12 protein-coding genes are annotated in these 16,586 nt (G+C 52.3%); 3 read left to right on the top strand and 9 right to left on the bottom strand.

Annotated elements, in window-relative coordinates; all coding sequences use genetic code 11:
- Window positions 1-12 precede the first annotated feature (12 nt).
- Window positions 13-582, top strand: a complete 570-nt coding sequence (gene sufT, locus M0220_RS01260) for a putative Fe-S cluster assembly protein SufT (protein WP_030068896.1) — start codon at window positions 13-15, stop codon at window positions 580-582.
- 18 nt (window positions 583-600) lie between these two features.
- The gene (locus tag M0220_RS01255) at window positions 601-1,380 is read left to right on the top strand and encodes a SanA/YdcF family protein (RefSeq protein WP_030068899.1); all 780 of its coding nucleotides are present in this window, start codon (window positions 601-603) and stop codon (window positions 1,378-1,380) included.
- A gap of 1 nt (window position 1,381) precedes the next feature.
- Here the strand turns inward: M0220_RS01255 and M0220_RS01250 are convergent, their stop codons facing one another.
- The 4 genes from M0220_RS01250 to M0220_RS01235 form a co-directional block, all read right to left on the bottom strand.
- A complete protein-coding gene (locus M0220_RS01250) occupies window positions 1,382-1,828 on the bottom strand; it encodes a hypothetical protein (RefSeq protein WP_030068901.1) in 447 nt (148 codons plus the stop codon).
- 87 nt (window positions 1,829-1,915) lie between these two features.
- A complete protein-coding gene (gene rimK, locus M0220_RS01245; RefSeq protein WP_009724955.1) occupies window positions 1,916-2,824 on the bottom strand; it encodes a 30S ribosomal protein S6--L-glutamate ligase in 909 nt (302 codons plus the stop codon).
- A gap of 46 nt (window positions 2,825-2,870) precedes the next feature.
- Window positions 2,871-3,311 (bottom strand): ATP-dependent zinc protease family protein, encoded by a 441-nt coding sequence (locus M0220_RS01240; protein ID WP_030068904.1) that lies wholly within the window; start codon window positions 3,309-3,311, stop codon window positions 2,871-2,873.
- An 86-nt stretch (window positions 3,312-3,397) separates the two neighbouring features.
- Window positions 3,398-4,450 (bottom strand): DUF3549 family protein, encoded by a 1,053-nt coding sequence (locus tag M0220_RS01235; protein ID WP_264018462.1) that lies wholly within the window; start codon window positions 4,448-4,450, stop codon window positions 3,398-3,400.
- A gap of 285 nt (window positions 4,451-4,735) precedes the next feature.
- Here M0220_RS01235 and M0220_RS01230 point away from each other — a divergent pair, with 285 nt between their 5' ends.
- Window positions 4,736-5,068, top strand: coding sequence for a YqcC family protein (locus M0220_RS01230; RefSeq protein WP_030068907.1), 333 nt, complete (start codon window positions 4,736-4,738; stop codon window positions 5,066-5,068).
- 156 nt (window positions 5,069-5,224) lie between these two features.
- Here M0220_RS01230 and M0220_RS01225 read toward each other — a convergent pair whose 3' ends face one another.
- From M0220_RS01225 to putA (M0220_RS01205), 5 genes are all read right to left on the bottom strand, one after another.
- A complete protein-coding gene (locus M0220_RS01225; protein ID WP_030068909.1) occupies window positions 5,225-5,851 on the bottom strand; it encodes an OmpW/AlkL family protein in 627 nt (208 codons plus the stop codon).
- A 295-nt stretch (window positions 5,852-6,146) separates the two neighbouring features.
- Entirely contained in the window at window positions 6,147-7,637 is a 1,491-nt protein-coding gene (gene putP, locus M0220_RS01220) for a sodium/proline symporter PutP (protein ID WP_264018461.1), read from the bottom strand.
- A gap of 150 nt (window positions 7,638-7,787) precedes the next feature.
- A complete protein-coding gene (gene putA, locus M0220_RS01215) occupies window positions 7,788-11,453 on the bottom strand; it encodes a bifunctional proline dehydrogenase/L-glutamate gamma-semialdehyde dehydrogenase PutA (protein WP_264018460.1) in 3,666 nt (1,221 codons plus the stop codon).
- A 136-nt stretch (window positions 11,454-11,589) separates the two neighbouring features.
- The gene (gene putP / locus M0220_RS01210; protein WP_030068916.1) at window positions 11,590-13,080 is read right to left on the bottom strand and encodes a sodium/proline symporter PutP; all 1,491 of its coding nucleotides are present in this window, start codon (window positions 13,078-13,080) and stop codon (window positions 11,590-11,592) included.
- Between the two features lie 296 nt (window positions 13,081-13,376).
- Entirely contained in the window at window positions 13,377-16,568 is a 3,192-nt protein-coding gene (putA, locus tag M0220_RS01205; RefSeq protein WP_264018459.1) for a bifunctional proline dehydrogenase/L-glutamate gamma-semialdehyde dehydrogenase PutA, read from the bottom strand.
- Between the last annotated feature and the right edge of the window lie 18 nt (window positions 16,569-16,586).

Below are 16,586 nucleotides of genomic sequence, written 5' to 3'. Positions count from 1 at the left end.
TTAAGGATCGTTATGGATATCGAGCAAGTAGCCCGCCTTGAACGAGGCCAAAAATTGCCGCTTCAACGTGATGTCGACGCTATTGCTATTCCGTTTGGTAAAACAGAAACCTTAGCAGAAGACAGTATCGTGAGCGTTATGCAAGCCAAAGGTAGTTCGGTGAGCGTTGGCTTTGAAGGGCGATTGTACTTGATAGAGGGGCGGCACCTCGATGCGTTAGGTCTAGAACCTTTGCCTCGCCCAACGCTTCCTGAAGATGCCAATGATGAGGAAATAGAGCAGTTCGTATGGGATCAGTTACGCACCTGCTTTGATCCAGAAATACCGGTTAACATTGTCGATCTAGGACTGGTCTATGGTTGCCGTCTTGAGCGCTTAATTAATGGCGAGCGGATGGTCACTATTCGCATGACTCTGACCGCTCCCGGTTGTGGAATGGGCGATGTTATTGCCGCGGATGCACGTAATAAAATCTTAGGCGCGCCTCAGATCAACAAGGTACATACTGAAATTGTCTTCAGCCCACCCTGGAGCCGTGACATGATGAGTGACGAAGCCAAGCTTGAGCTAGGCATGTTTTAACCCCTGCTGGGGAGCTGGATGCACAGCTTGCTATTACGTTATACAAAACGTTTTTTAATGTCGCTTGGAGCGTTAATGCTACTGGCGGCATTGCTGTTTATAGCAGGTAATCTCTGGGTGGTCGTCAGTACGGCCCGCTACATTGATAATCATGTTGATGAGTGTCGTGCTGCGGATGTGGCAATCGTGTTTGGTACCTCTAACTGGACGCGTAGTGGCTTTCGAAACCCCCATTTTCATGCCCGGATGCGAACGTCTGCGCGTTTGATTGCCGATCAGCGGGTTGGTCATTTGTTAATCTCTGGGGATAATCGCACTCAAGCCTATAACGAGCCTCGCGCTATGTGGCGCGACCTATATCGGCGTGGTGTGCCAGCAGATCAACTCACCATGGATTTTGCTGGGTTTAGTACTTACGACACGCTTGTGCGTGCTCGCGATGTCTTTCAGCTTGATAAGGCATTGTTAGTTACCCAAAGTTGGCATCTTCCGCGTGCGGTTTTTATTGGTCGCGCACTAGGGCTTGAGGTTACCGGTTGTGTTGCAGAAGAAGAATCAACGGCGGGAGAGTGGCGATTAAGGATTCGCGAATGGGCTGCACGGGTTGCGACGTTAGGCGATCTATATATATGGGGGAGAGAGCCATATTTTTTAGGCTCTCCAGAACCTATTGAATTAAAAGCTAACAGCACTGTTCGTGAAGCGTTTCGCTTAGCGTTTGACCCTGATCGTCTTGCAGTTAATCACTACGCTGCAAGACTAGTGCGGCCGCCACAAGAGCAGGTGGCAGGAAAATAGATCAGCGATGCGTTTTGCGTTTTTGTAAGTTATACAGCTCGCGTATTAACTTACGGCAACCTTGCATGCACTCTTCCACCACCGGCTCAATAGGGTCAGGCAAGGGATGGGTAAACAGTGTTGATAGGGCCTGCATCAGTACACGCTCTTGTTCTAACAGCTCATTGATTAATACCTGACTGTCGTTGCCCACAAAGCTTTTTAGACGGCTCCATAGCCATAAAAAGTCATCGCGCTCTACGTCCGCATCCCGGGGCAGCATCTTCAAGTGCGCCCGGGCCAACTCCTGAAGATTGCGCATCTGTTTTAACCGCTCTGTGTAGTGCGGTTTCAGCGCGTCACGCAGAGTGGGTCGCAGGCGTTCGATATTATCCTGGAAATAATCAATGCTATCGGCCAGCGCTTCCAGCACGCTGTCCATCGCCACTTGGCGATTGTCGAGAAACATGAGCGTCTACCTCCTTCGGTGACGCAGATTGTGGGGGCGGCAGCGTTAATTTGCCACCCCTAATGCGGATTATTTTTGCATTCTGGCTTAGCCTTTAGGCTTGGGTGGCGCTTTACGCACTGGCATGGCATTTTTTTCGATATGCTCAATAATCATGCCAGCAATATCTTTGCCGGTGGCATTTTCAATGCCTTGCAAGCCAGGTGATGAGTTGACCTCCATAATCACCGGTCCATGGTTAGAACGCAGCAAGTCAACGCCTGCAACGCGCAACCCCATGGCTTTCGCAGCGCGTATAGCAGTTGAGCGCTCTTCCGGTGTAATACGAATGACACTAGCGGTGCCACCACGGTGCAGGTTGGAGCGGAATTCACCTTCGGCTGCCTGGCGTTTCATGGAGGCAACCACTTTATCACCAATTACTAGGCAGCGAATATCAGCACCGCGTGCTTCTTTGATGTATTCCTGCACCATGATATTGGTCTTCATGCCCATGAACGCTTGAATAACCGACTCAGCTGCTTGATTGGTTTCGGCAAGCACCACACCAATTCCTTGTGTTCCTTCTAGCAGTTTGATGACTAACGGTGCACCTTTGACCATGGTAATAAGGTCGGGAATGTCATCAGGAGAGTGGGCGAAACCGGTAATCGGCAAGCCTAGTCCTTTCCGTGAAAGAAGCTGTAACGAGCGCAGCTTATCCCGTGAACGAGTAATGGCAACGGAATCATTGATGACGTAAGTACCCATCATTTCAAACTGCCGCAGAACGGCACAGCCATAAAACGTAACCGAGGCACCAATGCGTGGAATAACAGCATCAAAGGGCTCAATTTCAGCGCCCTTGTAATGAATCGACGGATGGTGGGAGGCGATGCTCATATAGCAGCGCAGCGTGTCTACCACGCGAGCAGTATGCCCACGCTGCTCGGCGGCTTCAATAAGGCGACGAGTAGAGTAAAGATTGCGATTGCGCGAAAGCAGGGCAATATGCATGCAGGGCTCCGGGGCCAAAAAAGGTGGCTATGGCTAATAAGTTAGTTTAAGGCTCGCCGTGCAAAAATGCAGCCCCAGGCGCTATCAGCAAACGCCGCATAGCACGGCGTCCAAGCAGCATGGGGTGGCGCATATTGCTACGGTCAGTCAGGGTTAGTTCAACCGGAAAATTTAGTTCACCCAATTGCATGGGGGTGCGAATAACATAGCGCCATTCACTGTGCCCATTAGAGCTGGTCACGCGTCGCCTGTCATGTAAATGGAGCTGGTAACGATGAGCCGGCGTTTGCGGACCTCCACTGTGAGTAATAAAACTCACCCATAGCTGCCCGTTTTCATCTTCATGGGTATCAATCTCTTCAGCGTGCAAAGCAGAGGTGCGTGCGCCAGTATCGGCTTTGCAGCAAAGGTGAAGCCCTAATTCAGGTAACGTCACCATTTCGCGGCGGCCGATGACTGCTTTGGCCTGATAGGGTAATTCCTTCACGGCTTACTCCTGGCAAATATATTCATACAGTGAAACAAACGAGTGAGACACATCAATTAATCGCTAAGCGTTGCATACAAAAGGAGTTACTTTCTAGCGTAAGCCATTATGGCGCTTAGTCGTTGTTGTATAGCAGAGCCTGGTAATGCGTCACGTAATGTCAGCATAACGGGTAGCCGAAGTCTGGGAATCAATGCAAGGTCTCGAACGACCGCATTAAAATTGGTACGACTGTCTTCTGCCAAACGCTGTAACAAGAGTGGCAACCGATCTGCATCTTCTAACAGTAACCAGCCGCGACCAGCGATGGCTGCAATCACATCTGGGCCACAAGCAGCAGGATCATTCAATAGACTTGAATACCAACTGCCCACACTAGCCGATGATGTGCTGCCCACCGCACGTATGCAGGCGCACAAGGTTTCGATATCAGCATTGCTGGCGGCTTGCTCTCCACGCGCCCTTAGGGCACTTACCAGTGATTCAGCAAGCGGCCTATGTTCTAAGCAATAGCAAAGCGAGTGAATAACATCAGTTGGCAGGTAGGGGAGGTGTAGCGCTAGCGAGTCTGACGTTTGCCTGTCCAGGCGCACCACGTAATCAGCGATACCCTGCAGGCCCAGCGCTTGCCAGTCAATGGTTTGCTGTTTGCTAAGGTAGGCTTCTACAGGCTCTAAATGTTGACTAGCAGCTAATCCTAACGCGTGGGTAGCCTGGGCATTGAGCATTGCTTGAAAGATAATGTCAGGCGCGAAAGCGAGCGGATTATCCTTCATCAGATGATCCACATCTGCCGTTTCCGTCTGAGCTAGTGGTTTATTTTCTATCTGCGTGACATTTCGGCCAAGGGTTTCAAGCAGGCGATTAATAAAGCCATCGCGCTGTGCAGGTGAGAGCATGCCTTGTTCGTCTAGTGGTAGCGCTAAAAACCAGATGGCCGGCTCAGGCATGTCGCCTAAACGAAAAACAACGCCAAGCCGTGCTTGTTGTTGCCACGGTTCCGGCCAGGCAATCTCGCCGCTTTCAAATGCCCTTAGCGTGTCTCGCGGGCAGGCTGCTACGCGTCGTCCCATATAGTAAAGGGAAACGTCTGCGCCGCTACGTGTAAAAAATTCATCAAGTGTCTGGATTGGTTGCATGACATCCTTCCGCGTTTCAAGCCTGCACTCTACCTTGCTGTTATGTCACTGTCAGCCGCAAACGCTGAATAATCCGCGCTTTATTATCAAAGTGGTTAAAAATTGCGCAACTTAGTGTAACCCGCGTGGGAGTAACGCTAGCGACATCTTTCCATAGTTTATCCACAGCCTCTTGCAGGTTTTCTGTGAATCTGTGAATAACGCATAAATTCCGCTAGGCAGTTGGCAACTTACTCACAGGACTGGGATAATAGATGCCTACTGATCTAAATGAAAAAGGTATTTATGAGCGTCCATCAACAGCTTCAAACCGCGCTTCTTGAGCTTGAAGCCACTATGAAGGCCGCAAACTTATGGCGTATGCCAACGCCAGAGGCCTCTGCCTTTGCTAGTGAACAACCTTTCTGCATCGATACGATGTCGTTGCCTCAATGGATTCGCTTTGTGTTTATTGCTCGACTAAATGCAATGATTGAAGCCCAATCCGCTATGCCCGCTAAGTGCGATGTAGCACCGGCAGTGGCTGCTTATTTAATGCAGGAAAAGGTTCGTGCCAGCGACCAACTACTGGTTGTTAGAGCCGTCGAAAGGATTGATCAGATTGTGACTGACAACTAGTTCGCGATATTCCACTGAACAGTGGCTGAGCTGAATGTTAATGCACAATCTTTATTCAAAATGACGGCAACACCAAAGATAATGCCCAGCACCGTGAACGGTACTGGGCATTTTTCATACGATGACACGGCTAGCAGAAATCGTTTGCACTCAGAGTTAGAAGCGGTAGCTTAAGCCGCCCATTACCACCAGCGGATCGATCTCTACTGTGCCTGCTGCGGCACCATTAACAGTTGCGTCAGTGTCGATATCGATGTACCACGCTGCCGCGTTTAGTGCCCAGTTCTCATCGATAAGTAAATCGATACCCACTTGAGCCGCGGCGCCCCAAGAGTCGTCCAGCTCCAACTCGCCAATCGCTAGCTCTTCGTCAGAGAAAAAGGTGTAGTTAATACCTGCACCGACATAGGGCTGGACACGCGCTTCAGTACCACCTAACGGGTAGTACTGCAGCGTTAACGTGGGGGGAAGGTGTTTGGTAGAAGCGAGATTGTCGCCGTTTAGCGCAATATCGTGTTCAAACGGCAGGGCAGCCAGTAGCTCGATGCCCACCTTATCGTGGAAGCGGTAACCCAGGGTAAAGGCGAAGTCGGTTTTATCTTGAACATCAACCGCGAATGCGCCGCCAGCTAATGAGCCGTTGTCGCTTGTTGGTTCCACTTTGGCAACGCCCACGCGAGTAAAGAAATCGCCAGCGCCGTAAGCTAAAACTTGGCCGCTTGCCATCAGTGTGGCCGCTGCGAGTCCAGTGGCAACCAGTGTTGAAAGAGAGTTATGGCGCATAGCGTTGCTCCTGACCGTTTACGTGGGTCGTTACAATTGAGTGAGAGTGGTTAACGTGGACTGTTTAATAGAAACGTAAACCATACAAGAAGTGTATCGGGCAGAAGAAGGCAGGTTATTGACCTAGGGCAAAGAGCGATAAAAAGACCTGCAAAAATAGCAGAAAAAGCCACAGGGAGGCGTGAGGTTAGGTAGTTAAGATACTACTTAGAGCCTTCCGTGTCGGTGTGAGCGACACGGAAAGCACACAGGGCCATATTAACGATGATTAGGCTTATGTGTAATTAACGCTCGTCTAGCGCTCGATATGCTGATATTCACCCGAATCAGCTGTGGCATTGCTCACCACTAGGATGGCAATGAAGGAAGCGATGAAGCCAGGGATGATTTCATAGATGCCAGGGCCGCCCATAAATTCGCCATTCCAGCCTAATGCAATCCAGATCATGACGGTTGCCGCACCTACTACCATACCTGCGATAGCACCATTGCCGTTTGTACGTGGCCACATTAGCGATAAGATAATCAGTGGCCCAAACGCCGCACCGAAGCCAGCCCAGGCGTTACTGACTAGTCCTAAAACCTGAGAGTTTTCATCAGCTGCAATAATTGCCGCCACAATGCCCACCAGTACTACGCAGACACGGCCGACGGCTACACACTGCTGCTCAGAGGCACTCTTGTGTAGGAACAAACGATAAAAGTCTTCGGTTAGCGATGAAGAGGCCACCAGTAGCTGGCTAGAAACGGTGCTCATGATGGCAGCGAGCAGTGCTGCATATAGGAAGCCAGTAATCAGTGGGTGAAACAGCAGATTTGCCAGAACGATAAAAATCGTTTCGGGATCCTCGATATCCAGACCGTTACGGATGGCATAAGCCCGGCCAAATATCCCCAGTGAAACAGCGCCAATGAGTGAAATCAGCATCCAACCCATACCAATGTTGCGGGCAATAGGAACATCCTTCAATGTCCGAATAGCCATGAAGCGCACAATAATGTGCGGTTGTCCGAAATAGCCAAGCCCCCAGGTAACGGCAGATAACCAGCCGATGAACGTTAGTCCTGACGTCCAGGATAAGAGGGTAGGGTCGACTTCATTAAGTGTCTGTGATGCCTGAGAGAACCCGCCGCCACCTTCACCAAACAGCACCACTGCAGGCATGATGACCAAGGCTAGCATCATAATGCAGCCCTGCACGAAGTCGGTCATGCTCACAGCGAGGAAGCCACCGACCACCGTATAAATAAGCACGACACCAAGAGTAATCATGACCCCCATGCCGTAGTTACTCATGTCACCGAAGTTATAGATGCCGGAAAATGCGCTTTCAAATAGTTTGCCGCCAGCGACTAAGCCTGATGCTGTATAAACTGAGAAGAAAACAACAATCACGATAGCGGACACCATGCGCAGGGAAAGCGCACGTGTCGGGAAGCGGTTCGCAAGAAAGGCTGGAATGGTAATCGCATTACCGTAGTGAACGGTTTGCTCACGCAGGCGCGGGGCGACCAGAATCCAGTTGAACAACGCCCCTACGAGCAAGCCAATCCCGATCCAGGCTGACCCCAATCCCGATACGAACATTGCCCCTGGCAAGCCCAATAGCAACCAGCCGCTCATATCTGACGCCCCTGCCGATAGTGCCGCTACTTTGGGACTGAGGGTGCGGCCGCCCAGCATATAATCTTCAGAGGAAGAGGTAGAGGTGCGCATGGCATAAATGCCAATGGCGACCATGAGCAAAAAATAAGCAATGAGACTGATCCAAACACCGATAGCCATGAAAGTTCTCCCATTCGTCAGGATGGAGCTAGCGCCAACAGGTGCGCGCTTGTTTTTGTTAATGAGACGCCCGTGCGGGCGTCTCCCGGTAGAACATTGGCTTTACCGACGTTCAGTAATGAAAGGAAACGTCGATAAAGCTGGTGGGGCTTATTCAGCCGTTGCCAACAGACTAGCGTTACCACCCGCCGCGGTCGTGTCGATGCACAAGTGGCGTTCAACCACGTAGCGATCCGGTGAAAGGGGCTGGATTTCGAGCGGCACGATAGCACCGTCGCGTTTGGCAAGCGCAATACGCAGTTCATGGGTCCAGTCGCTTTTGCCAGCTGCGGCCACCGCTGCAATGCCTTTGACTTCACTTAGCGTCTCGGCTGTGATGCTCCCGTCTAGCCCAATGACCGGTGCTCCGGCATCCATCAGCGGCTGAATAGCTTGAGATGCACCTGACACGATCACTACTGCCGAACAGCCTGCACCAAGTGCCTGCACTGCTTGGGCAACCGCGATATCCAAGGTCGGCCCGAGACACAGAACCGCTCCCTTCGGATACATCGCCAATCGATTGCTTTCTCCTGTTGGCCCAGGAAGGGTCTGCGGCGTCATATCGAGAGCCGCCGTCTCATTCAGCGCCCGGCGGACCACTCCACCCTTGCCGGAAAGTGCTTTGCGCAACACTTCTACCCGGTCTGGCCTCGCCGCCCAATTACGTGCATCTAAACCGTCGAGGGCCGATTGGAGAGTGTCGAGTGCCACGGTTTTCCCTTCGGGCATCGCGTAGCGTTCGGCAGTGGCGGTGCGGCGAAAGCGAGCAACATAAAGCGGGCCACCGGCCTTGGGGCCGGTGCCTGAAAGGCCTTCGCCACCGAACGGCTGTGAGCCGACGATAGCGCCAATCTGGTTGCGGTTGACATAAACATTGCCAACATGGATGCGCTCGACGATTTGCTGCACACGGTCATCAATACGGGTATGCAGGCCGAAGGTCAGCCCGTACCCCTTACTGTTGATAGCATCGACTACTTTGTCGATGTCTCGCGCTTTGAAAGTGGCTACGTGCAGAACCGGGCCGAATATCTCGCGCTCGAGATCCTCAATGCCGCCGACCTCAATTACCGCTGGGGTAACGAAGGTACCAGTGGCTGGCGAGGACAGCTTCTTCAGTACTTTGCCAGCCTTCTCATGTGCCGTTACATAGTCGTTTATCTCGGCCTGAGCATCAGCGTCAATCACTGGTGAAACATCGGTATCGGTATTCCAGGGGTCGCCGATGGTAAGTGCGTCCATAGCGCCATAGAGCATGTGAAGTAACCGGTCACGGGCTTCTTCTTGAACATACAGCATCCGCAGCGCCGAACAGCGCTGCCCAGCGGATTGGAAGGAAGAAATCAAGATGTCGCGCACCGCCTGCTCGGTCAGAGCTGTGGAATCCACGATCATCGAGTTAAGGCCGCCAGTCTCAGCAATCAGTATGGCATCTGGCCCAGCATTCTCAGCCAGCGCCTTATGAATGATCTGTGCCACTGGGGTTGAGCCAGTAAAACAAACGCCAGCAATACGTGAGTCGCTAGTCAGCGGGCCGCCCACCGTCGGGCCGTCGCCAGGCAGCAATTGCAGCGCTGCTTCTGGCAGGCCTGCCTCACGCATCAGTTCGACGGCGCGGGCGGCGATCAGCGGGGTTTGCTCGGCAGGCTTGGCAAGTACCGCATTGCCAGCTACCAAGGCTGCAGCAATTTGTCCGGTAGTAATCGCCAGCGGAAAATTCCATGGGCTAATGCAGACGAAGATGCCGCGAGCGCTCCCCGGCTCTTCTGCTTCAAGCCGTTCGCCTTCGTTGGCGTAGTAGCGTAGAAAATCTACCGCTTCGCGTACTTCAGCGATGCCGTCGAACATCATTTTACCGGCTTCACGAGTGGTGATGACGGTCAACTCGGCAATGTGCTCCTCAAAGAGGTCCGCAGTACGACGCAGTACCTCAGCGCGCTCGGCCGCCGAGCGCGCTGACCATTCGCGGAAACCACCTTCAGCAGCGTCAAGCGCGGTGGCTACCTCCGTTGGGGTGGCCTCATGCACCGTACCAATAACTCGCGAGCTGTCAGCGGGGGAGAAAACTTCACGAGCCGGACCTTGGGGAGCAGGGTTTCCTACCAGCATAGGGCCGGCGGTCCATGTCTTGTCGGCAAACGCTTCACGAGCAGTGAGCAGAGGCAAGATCGAGGCGGGCTCATTAATGCGGTAGCCCTTGGAATTTTTGCGATCGGGCTCAAATAGCTCGCCGGGTTGGCGGATAAACGGGCTTGAAATGGCGCTGCCAAGCTGTTTAAACCCTTTAACTGGATCCTTTGAGACCTCGCTTGGGGGGATAGAACTATCCACCACTTGGTTAACGAACGAGGAGTTGGCGCCGTTTTCTAACAGTCGACGTACCAGATAGGCGAGCAAGTCGCGGTGTGCGCCAACCGGCGCGTAAATGCGGCAGTGCGTGCCTTCTGTCTCCTTAACGATGTGGTGCAGCGATTCGCCCATGCCATGCAGGCGCTGAAACTCGTAGCTGTCCTTATCGCTACCTGCCATCTCCACGACGGCAGCACAAGTATGGGCGTTATGGGTCGCAAACTGAGGATAGATGCGGTCGCGACGGTCGAGCAGCATTTGGGCGCAGGCCATGTAGCTGACATCGGTATTTACCTTGCGGGTGAAGACTGGGAAAGTTTTCACACCCATCTCTTGAGACAGCTTGATCTCGGTATCCCAGTAAGCCCCCTTGACCAAACGCACCATGATCTTGCGATTGAACCGCTCGGCAAGTTCGTAGAGTGTCTCAATTACCGGCGCGGCACGGCGCCCGTAAGCTTGTACAACGACTCCAAAGCCCTCCCAGTCATCTAAGCTGGGGTCGGCCATTAACGCCTCAATCACGTCGAGAGACAGGTCCAGTCGATCCTGCTCCTCGGCGTCGATATTGAAACCGATATTAGCTTTGGCCGCTTGCTTGACCAGTTCCAGCGCGCGCGGTACGAGCTCCGCCATCACCGTATCACGATGGGTGTACTCATAACGCGGATGCAGCGCTGATAGCTTCACCGAAATTCCGGGGCTTCCACGCACATCTCCCTTAGCCTGTTCAGCAATCGCAGTGATCGCCTTGGCATAAGCTTCATGATAACGAACGGCATCTTCGTCAGTGCGAGCCGCTTCGCCTAGCATGTCATAGGAATAGGTGTAGCCCTGTTTCTCAAGGTCACGGGCATTCTTCATACCCTCTTCAATGGTCTGGCCAAGTACGAACTGGCGGCCAAGAATCTTCATTGACTGACCTACCGCTTTACGCACTACCGGCTCGCCCATACGGCGTACCAGACCGCGCAGTGCACGCGTTGGGCCTTTGGGGTCTTCTTCCAGCACCTTGCCGGTCAGCAGCAGTGCCCAAGTCGATGCGTTGACCATCGACGAGGACGATTTGCCCAGGTGCGCACCCCAGTCGGACGGCTCTATCTTATCGTGGATTAAATCGTCGATGGTTTCTGCATCAGGCACACGCAACAGTGCTTCTGCCAAACACATCAGGCCGACGCCTTCGGTCGTAGAAAGTCCATACTCAGCGAGGAACGCCTCCATCATTGAGGGGGATCTTTCCTTGCGGACACGCTCAACGTAGTTAGCGCCGACGGCAGCCACCTGACGGCGGTCGTCTTCTGACAGCTTAATACGCTTGGTTAACTCGTGCAGTACCGCCGCTTCATCAGCGTCATAGTTACTGCGGATGCGTGCGCGTAGATCACTGACGTCACCATGCAAATGAAGATTGGCTTTGTTCATAATGGGTCTCTTCTTGCTGGTCGACACCTAGCGGTGATATGTCGACTTAGATTTTTTCAGTAAACAAAAAAATCAAAACAATAATAGAGGGCTCCTGCCGGAGCCCTTCGGATACCTTCAGCGTGTTGTGCGCTTACTAGCGCTCAATATGCTGATATTCGCCAGAGTCAGCAGTCGCATTGCTTACCACCAGGATGGCAATGAAGGAAGCAATGAAGCCAGGAATAATCTCGTACACGCCAGGGCCGCCCATAAACGAACCGTTCCAGCCCAACGCAATCCAGATCATAACGGTTGCCGCACCCACTACCATGCCCGCGATAGCGCCGTTGCCGTTTGTACGGGGCCACATCAACGATAAAATAATCAGAGGGCCAAACGCCGCACCAAAACCTGCCCAGGCATTACTGACTAATCCTAGTACTTGAGAGTCTTCATCAGACGCGATAATAGCGGCCACAATGCCCACCAATACTACGCAAACACGGCCTACAGCCACACACTGTTGCTCGGACGCTTTTTTATGTAGGAACAGGCGATAGAAGTCTTCGGTCAATGATGACGAGGACACCAACAGCTGGCTGGAAATCGTGCTCATGATGGCCGCCAGTAGAGCTGCGTAGAGGAAGCCGGTAATCAACGGGTGGAACAACAGCTCCGCCAAGATAATAAAGATTGTTTCTGGGTCCTGGACATCTAATCCATTACGAATCGCATAGGCGCGACCAAAAATACCTAAAGAAACCGCGCCAATTAGGGAAATCAGCATCCAGCCCATGCCAATGTTACGTGCAACTGGCACATCTTTTTGTGACCGAATTGCCATGAAGCGAACAATGATGTGCGGTTGACCGAAATAGCCCAGTCCCCAGGTAACCGCTGACAGCCAGCCAATGAAAGTAAGCCCCGAGGTCCAGGAAAGCAGTGTGGGGTCGACTTCATTGAGTGTCTGTGTGGCTTGGGAGAACCCGCCGCCACCTTCACCAAAGAGCACCACCGCTGGCATGATGACCAGAGCTAGCATCATGATGCAGCCCTGCACAAAGTCGGTCATGCTCACGGCCAAGAAGCCACCCACGACGGTGTAAATCAGCACCACGCCGAGGGTGATCATGACCCCCATGGCGTAGTTGCTCATATCGCCAAAGTTATAGATGCCGGAAAACGCACTTTCAAACAGTTTGCCGCCTGCCACTAAGCCAGAGGCTGTGTAAACTGCAAAGAAAATTACGATAACAATAGCGGATACTGTTCGCAGGGAAAGCGCCCGAGTCGGGAAGCGATTGGCAAGGAAGGCTGGAATAGTGATCGCATTACCGTAGTGAACGGTCTGTTCACGAAGCCGTGGTGCGACCAGGGTCCAGTTAAAGAACGCTCCCACCAGCAAGCCGATACCGATCCAGGCTGAGCCTAAACCGGATACAAACATTGCCCCAGGTAACCCCAGCAGCAACCAGCCGCTCATGTCTGAAGCACCGGCTGAAAGAGCCGCTACCTGTGGACTTAAGCCTCGTCCTCCCAGCATGTAATCTTCCGATGAAGAGGTTGCTTTGCGCATGGCATAAACGCCAATGGCGATCATGAGCGCAAAATATGCAAAAAGACTGATCCAAACACCGATAGCCATAAAAACTCCTTCAGTACATTAGGCCGGACATAACGCCGACAGGTTTGTGCGCTTACCGAGAGGAAACGAGTAATAGCGCAGCCTTGTTGTTGTTACCGTTATTGTTAAGCAGTGTTGTTAAATATAGTTGTTGAATTCTTTTTCTATTCATATTGCTGGCCCTAAGAAAGCCTACCTAGGCATACATCAATGATCGAAGACTAGGTAGGCTGTGAAAGCGGAAGTCATCGCTCCACTATTTTTCAGTCATAAGCGCTGCTTTATTTTCAAGCGCAGGCTTAGTAGCGATAAATCGTTTACTCATCGCCAAGTGCCAGAAGCGAGGCGTTGCCACCTAAAGCAGCGGTGTTATTGGTAATCGTTTTTTCAGTCACAAAGCGCTGTAGATAGTGCGGACCGCCTGCTTTTGGCCCAGTACCCGATAAGCCTTGTCCACCGAAAGGTTGTACGCCAACTACCGCGCCGATGATGTTCCGGTTGATATACACATTGCCCACCCGCATTTTTTGCGCTATTTCAGCGGCAAAAGACTCATTGCGACTGTGAACCCCGAAAGTAAGGCCATATCCGCGACCATTAATGTCGTTGATAACGCGGTCAAGTTCGCGGGCCTTGTAACGCACAATGTGCAGAATGGGACCAAACTGCTCGCGGGTCAGCGCATCAATGCTGTCGATGATAAAAGCGGCAGGCGCAACAAACGTGCCGTTTTGGGTGTGTTCCGCCGCCATCGGAGTTTCTGCGACTAATCGGTTTTCGCCCTTGAGTTTTTCAATATGCGCCATCAGACCTTTACGCGCATCTTCATCAATCACTGGGCCAACGTCAGTGCCTAAATCGCGAGGGTCACCAATGCGCAGTTCATTCATGGCACCTTTAAGAATCTCAATCACCCGGTCGGCAACATCGTCTTGTAGATAAAGTACCCGTAGTGCGGAGCAGCGCTGACCGGCACTCTGGAACGCAGACTGAATCACATCCACAACCACCTGTTCAGGCAAAGCGGTTGAGTCGACAATCATTGCGTTCATACCGCCCGTTTCGGCAATTAACGTTGGTAGCGGTGCGTTTTCCCGTGCGGCAAGCGCGCGGTTAATGATCTGCGCTGTATCGGTGCCACCGGTAAATACAACACCTGTAATGCGGGGGTCAGAGGTCAACACGCTGCCCACTGTGGGGCCATCGCCGGGCAGTAGCTGAACCACATCACGCGGCATGCCTGCTTCGTACAGCAGTTCAATCACGCGGTGGGCAACAATCGATGTTTGCTCTGCAGGTTTGGCAAGCACAGTGTTGCCAGCAACGGCGGCGGCAACAATCTGGCCACAGAAGATAGCTACTGGGAAGTTCCAAGGGCTTATCGCTGCAAATACGCCTTTACCACCCATCATCAAACGGTTGGATTCGCCGGTTGGGCCAGGCAGTTCAATCGGTTGGCCAAACGCTTCTTCAGCACGCATGGCGTAGTAGCGGCAGAAGTCGACGGCTTCTTTGATTTCGTCGACACCGTCGGTGAGCAACTTACCGCCTTCACGTGAACAGAGCGTCATTAGCTCTGGCATGTGCTCTTCCATCAGGTCGGCCAGGCGGCGCAGAATGTCAGCGCGTTCGCTCACTGGGGTCGTTTCCCAGCGCGGGAAGGCTTGCCAAGCTGCATCGAGCGCTTTGGCTGCCTGCTCTTTGCTAGTCCACTGAACGCTGCCTACGGTTTTGCGTCGGTCAAAAGGCGAGGTTACTGGGTGGGTGTTGTCGGCATCGTCGGCAACATCAAAGGCCAGCAGCGGTTTTGCGAGGTACTGCTTATCCATAAACGTGCCCATCTTTTCCATTAGCGGATAGAAGTGGCTACGGATATTAAGATTGACCCCGCGAGAGTTGCGGCGTTTTGGCCCGTAAATATCTTTCGGCAGTGGAATACGTTTATTGGCGAACGTTTTCTGCTGACGAAGCGTTTCAATGGGATGTTGGCACAATGACTCTACGGGGACTTCTGGATCGACAATTTGGTGAACAAAAGAGGAGTTGGCACCGTTTTCAAGTAGACGACGTACCAAATAGGGCAGTAGGTCTTTATGGGCGCCAACCGGGGCGTAAATACGGCAATAAGTGCCTTTAGGAGCACGCTCGAGAGCCGCGTCGTAAAGGGCTTCGCCCATGCCATGTAAGCGCTGGAATTCAAACGGGCGGCTATCGTGGTTGGCTAATTCAAGAATCGTGGTAACGGTATGAGCGTTGTGGGTAGCAAACTGAGGGAAAATACGCCCATGAGTATCGTTGGATAGCAGGAATTGGGCGCAGGCCAAGTAAGCCACGTCGGTACAGGCTTTACGCGTAAATACCGGATAGCCGTCAACGCCAAGCTGTTGAGACTCTTTGATTTCGCTGTCCCAATAAGCACCTTTTACTAAACGCAACGGGATCTCGTCGCCTTGTTGTTCGGCTAGGCGATTAATATAGTGCAGCACCGGCAAAGCGCGCTTTGAATATGCCTGAACGACAAGACCAAAGTGCCCCCATCCTTTCACTGCGTCACTTTCATAAATCGCACGGAAAACTTCTAGTGAAAGCTCTAAACGATCAACTTCTTCTGCATCGATAGTGACGGCGACATGAAGTTCACGGGCTTTGGTGACTAACTGAATAACCGTATCGACGAGTTCGGCAAGTACCTGCTCACGGCGGCCAAACTCATAACGCGGATGAAGGGCAGACAGCTTGATAGATACTGAAGGTGCAGGGGTTTTATCGCCCAGTGTTTTACAGGCTCTGCCGACCTGCTCGATTGCGCGAGCATAGTCATCATAGTAGCGCTTGGCGTCGGCTCGGGTGCGCGCTGCCTCTCCCAACATGTCATAGGAGTAGGTGTAGCCTTTATTAAACAGTGGTTTAGAGCGCTTTAGTGCTTCATTAATATCGCGTCCTAAAACGAACTGTTTGCCCATGATTTTCATCGCTTCCATCATGGCGCGACGAATCACTGGTTCGCCCATGCGATTAACCATGCGGTTAATAAAGTGGGCAGGTTGGCCCTCTTTTGGATGGTCAAGCTTCAATACATGGCCAGTCATCAATAGACCCCATGTAGAGGCGTTTACCATCCATGATTCACTTTTACCGACGTGAGACTTCCAATCTGCGGGGCCAAGTCGGTCTTCAATTAGCGCATCGGCGGTCTCTTTATCTGGAATGCGTAGCATAGCCTCTGCTAAACACATCAACATTAGGCCTTCATGGGTGTCCAGGCTGTACTGCTGTAATAGTTCGTCAATCGTATCAACAGCCGTATCCATATTACGAACATCACGCACTAGCGCTGCGGTATTCGATTCAATCCGTACGAAATCGTCGCTGTCAGCATTGAGAACTTTGATGAGCTCACTGACGAAGGCATCCTCATCTACAAGATAGTGATCACTAACACGCTGCATTAGCGTATCAAGATCGGTTTGCCAGATGGCAGGGTCACGCATTTTCTTGGCATTGAGCATTGAGGCCCCCATAAGTCT

The organism is Halomonas qinghailakensis (assembly GCF_025820815.1).
GTDB classification, from domain to species: domain Bacteria; phylum Pseudomonadota; class Gammaproteobacteria; order Pseudomonadales; family Halomonadaceae; genus Vreelandella; species Vreelandella qaidamensis.
This window is presented reverse-complemented; position numbering and strand designations above follow the sequence as displayed.